Source organism: Actinoplanes sp. NPDC048791, from assembly GCF_040650095.1.
GTDB lineage: Bacteria > Actinomycetota > Actinomycetes > Mycobacteriales > Micromonosporaceae > Actinoplanes.
Genome location: NZ_JBEZGQ010000908.1, coordinates 1 through 3,370, shown reverse-complemented (window position 1 = coordinate 3,370; position 3,370 = coordinate 1). Strand labels below are relative to the sequence as shown.

At 73.1% G+C, this 3,370-nt stretch carries 4 protein-coding genes; 2 read left to right on the top strand and 2 right to left on the bottom strand.

The features are described from left to right. On the top strand, positions 1–1,577 hold a 1,577-nt coding region (locus tag AB0C29_RS39530), incomplete at its 5' end, for a tetratricopeptide repeat protein (protein ID WP_360831838.1). On the opposite strand, the gene nadE is transcribed toward AB0C29_RS39530, so the two are convergent. Further along, the gene (gene nadE, locus AB0C29_RS39525) at positions 1,578–2,426 is read right to left on the bottom strand and encodes an ammonia-dependent NAD(+) synthetase (protein WP_360831835.1); all 849 of its coding nucleotides are present in this window, start codon (positions 2,424–2,426) and stop codon (positions 1,578–1,580) included. Positions 2,427–2,496: 70 nt separating this feature from the next. On the opposite strand from nadE, the gene AB0C29_RS39520 reads away from it, so the two are divergent. Next, positions 2,497–2,874, top strand: coding sequence for a VOC family protein (locus tag AB0C29_RS39520; RefSeq protein WP_360831832.1), 378 nt, complete (start codon positions 2,497–2,499; stop codon positions 2,872–2,874). 12 nt (positions 2,875–2,886) lie between these two features. On the opposite strand, the gene AB0C29_RS39515 is transcribed toward AB0C29_RS39520, so the two are convergent. Further along, on the bottom strand, positions 2,887–3,370 hold a 484-nt coding region (locus tag AB0C29_RS39515; protein WP_360831829.1), incomplete at its 5' end, for a hypothetical protein.

Genomic DNA, 3,370 nt, shown 5'->3' with positions numbered 1-3,370 from the left:
TGCTGTTCAGCAGCCGGCAGCGGGTGGACGACCTGGACGGGGTGCCGGCGGTGTCAGTGGAACCGCTGGCCGGCGGCGACGCGGCGGAGCTGTTCGGCCGGGCGGCCGGGCTCGCGCTCACCGAGGAGGCCGGGATCAGCCAAGTTCTGCAGCAGTGCGGCGGGCTCCCGCTGGCGCTGCGGATGGCGGGCGCGCGGCTGCGGCATCGTCCAGGATGGATAGTGGCGGTGCTGGCCGAGCGGCTGCGCGACACCGCCGGCCGCTTCGACTCGGTGTTCGGCATGTCGTTGCACCAGCTCGACGCGGTCCAGCGGCGCACGTTCCGGCGGCTGGGCCTGCTGCCCGGCGCCGACTTCGACGCGGCGGTGGCCGGCGCGCTCACCGACCTGCCACCCGACCGGGTCGGTGCGGTGCTGGAGGAGCTGATCGACGCCCACCTGATCCAAGAGCCCGCGCCCGGGCGGTACCGCATGCACGACCTGATCCGGCAGTACGCGGCCGACCTCGCGGCAGCGGAAGAGCCGCAGGCCGAGGCCGCCCTGCGCCGGGTCCTGCGGCACTATCTGGCGCAGGCGGCCGCCCATGATCGGACGCTGCCCGCACCGCACCGCCGCGAACCGGCACCGGGCGATCCGGCCAAGGCGATGGCCTGGTTCGAAGCCCAGTACGTCAACCTGGTCGCCGCCTTCGACGCGGCCGTACGGCTCGGCCTGGACGAGGTGGTGGCCGAGTTGCCGCAGGTCCTGCGGGTCTGGTTCTTCCGGCACCGCGGGACCGACGAACAGGTACGCATGCTCGAAGCCGCCGCGGCCGCCGCCGCAAGACTCGGCCGCCACCAGCAACGGGCCGCTCTGCTGGCCGACCTCGGCTACGCGCGGGCCGCCGCCGGACGCCTCACCGAGGCGCTCGCCGCGTACGAGCTGGCGGAGCAGTCCGGGCCGGACGACGACCTCGCGGCCGGCCTGGCGCTGCGCACCGGGTTCGCGCGCCGGGACTCCGGGGACCTCGAAGCGGCGCAGGAGCAGCTCCGGCGGGCCCGGGAGCTGTTCGAGAAGCTCGGGCACCGCGCCGGGCAGGCGCAGGCTATGGCCGTCGAGGGCTGGGTGGCCGCGCATCTCGGGCGGCACCGCGAAGCCGTCGAGCTCGCGCGGGCCTCGGTCGCCCTGGCGGAGGGACCCGGCCGGATCACCGGACTGGTCACGCTCGGCGTGGCGCTGGCCGGGCACGACCCGACGGAGTCACAGCGGGCGCTGCACGACGCGCTGCGGCTCGCGGAGGAGCACAACCTGCAGCACAACCAGGCGTGGTGCCACAACGCTCTCGGCGTGGCACTGCGGGTCATCGGCCAGCCCGAGGAGGCGCTCGACCATCACCGGCGGGCCCTCGAGCTGCTCGAACCGCTCGCCGAGGTGCAGCTGGAGATCGACTGCCTGCACGCGTACGCGGAGACCTGCCGGGCGGTGGGACGTGTCGAGGAGGCCGTGACGGCGCTGGACCGGATCATCGTGCTGGCCGGTGAGCTGGGCCGCCCGTACGACGAGGAGCTGGCCCGTACCGCCCGGGAATCGTTGCGCTGATCAGACGGTCGGGCGCCACCAGTCGTCGAGGGGTGTCACGGGCAGTGCCCGCTTGTGGCGGGTCGCCAGGTAGATCGACTCGATCCTCGCGGCCACGTCCGGAGCGACGTCGGCGCCCTCCAGGTAGTCGTCGATCTGGTGGTAGGTCAGGCCCAGCGCCTCCTCGTCGGGCAGGGCCGGGCGGTCGTCCTCGAGGTCGGCGGTCGGCACCTTCTCCCAGACGCTGGCCGGGGCGCCGAGCTCCCGCAGCAGGGCGGCACCCTGGCGCTTGCTCAGGCCGGTCAGCGGGGTGATGTCGACGCCGCCGTCGCCGTACTTGGTGAAGAAGCCGGTGACCGCCTCGGCGGCGTGGTCGGTGCCGACGACGAGGAGGTTCAGCTGGCCGGCGATCGCGTACTGGATCACCATCCGTTCCCGGGCCTTGATGTTGCCGCGGACGAAGTCCCGCAGCCGTGGCTCGGCCCCCAGCAGCTCCTTCAGCCCGAGCGCGGCCTCGGCCGCGACGGCCTCCGCGCCGGGCCGCACGTTCACCGTGATCGACCGGTCGGGCCGGATGAACTCCAGGGCGATCAGCGCATCGTGCTCGTCAGCCTGCACGCCGTGCGGCAGCCGTACCGCGACGAACGTGGCCGCCCGTCCCTCGGCCCGCAGCTCCTCGGTGGCGAGCTGGCACAACCGGCCGGCGAGCGTGCTGTCCTGGCCGCCGCTGATTCCCAGCACAAAACCCTCGCCCGGGGTCGAGCGCAGATAGTCCTTGAGGAAGCCCACCCGCTGCCGGATCTCCTGGGCGGGCTCGATGACCGGTCTGACGCCGAGCTCGGCCAGGATCTGCTGCCGTAGGTTCGCCATGCCCGCACTGTACTGAACCGAAGATCCGCTGCGGTCAGGAAGTGACCGCAATGGTGGGCAGGATGTCCTCATGACATCGACGTGGAAGATCGAGCTCATTCCCGTACCGGTGACCGACGTCGACCGGGCCAAGGCGTTCTACCAGCGGATCGGCTTCAACGCCGACCACGACCACCGGGTGCACGAGGGTTTGCGGTTCGTGCAGCTGACCCCGCCCGGCTCGGCGTGTTCGATCGTGCTCGGCGACGGCATCACCGAGAAGGTGCCGGGCACCCAGGAGATCCAGGTGGTGGTGCCCGACGCGGAGGCCGCCCGCCGGCAGCTGCTGGACGCGGGCGTCGAGGCCGGTGACGTCGACGTGCAGCCGTGGGGCAACTTCGTCCACTTCAAGGACCCGGACGGCAACAGCTGGGCGCTGCAGGCCGTCGAGCCGCGGGCGAACGGCTGACCCGCGCCCGGATCAGGGTTGCAGCAGGGCGGCCCGTTCGCGGTCGAGGGTCGCGAGCCGGTTGCGGTTCTCGCTGATCCGGGCGGCCAGCGCCGCCCGGATCCGGCCGACCTGCTGGGCGGCCTGGCCGAGCTGCCCGAGACCGTCCTTGATCTGACCGCGTACGGACAGGTCGGTGAAGATGTTGTCGAGCCACACGTCCGCGAAGCGGGTGAAGCCGCCCAGCCCGAGCCCGCCGGCCACTGTGGGCAGGGCCAGGTCGACGTCGCGCAGCTCGGCGCGGAGCACGGCGATCCGGCGGTCGGCCTCGGCGGCCCGGGCGGCGGCGTCGTCCAGCCGGCTGTGCTTGATGATGCTGGTCAGCCCGCCACCGCCGAGGAACGTGTCGGCGGTGGACCAGCTGTCGGCCGATCCGAGCAGCTCGTTGGCCTCGGTCAGGGCGTGCGCGGCGGCCCGGGCCGCGGACTCGGCCTCGGTCAGCTCCTTGAGCTCGGCG

Excerpts from the sequence above, each read along its gene's own strand:
- nadE (WP_360831835.1), bottom strand. The coding sequence starts at position 2,426 with ATGGCGAACCTACGGCAGCAGATCCTGGCCGAGCTCGGCGTCAGACCG.
- AB0C29_RS39520 (WP_360831832.1), top strand. The coding sequence starts at position 2,497 with ATGACATCGACGTGGAAGATCGAGCTCATTCCCGTACCGGTGACCGAC.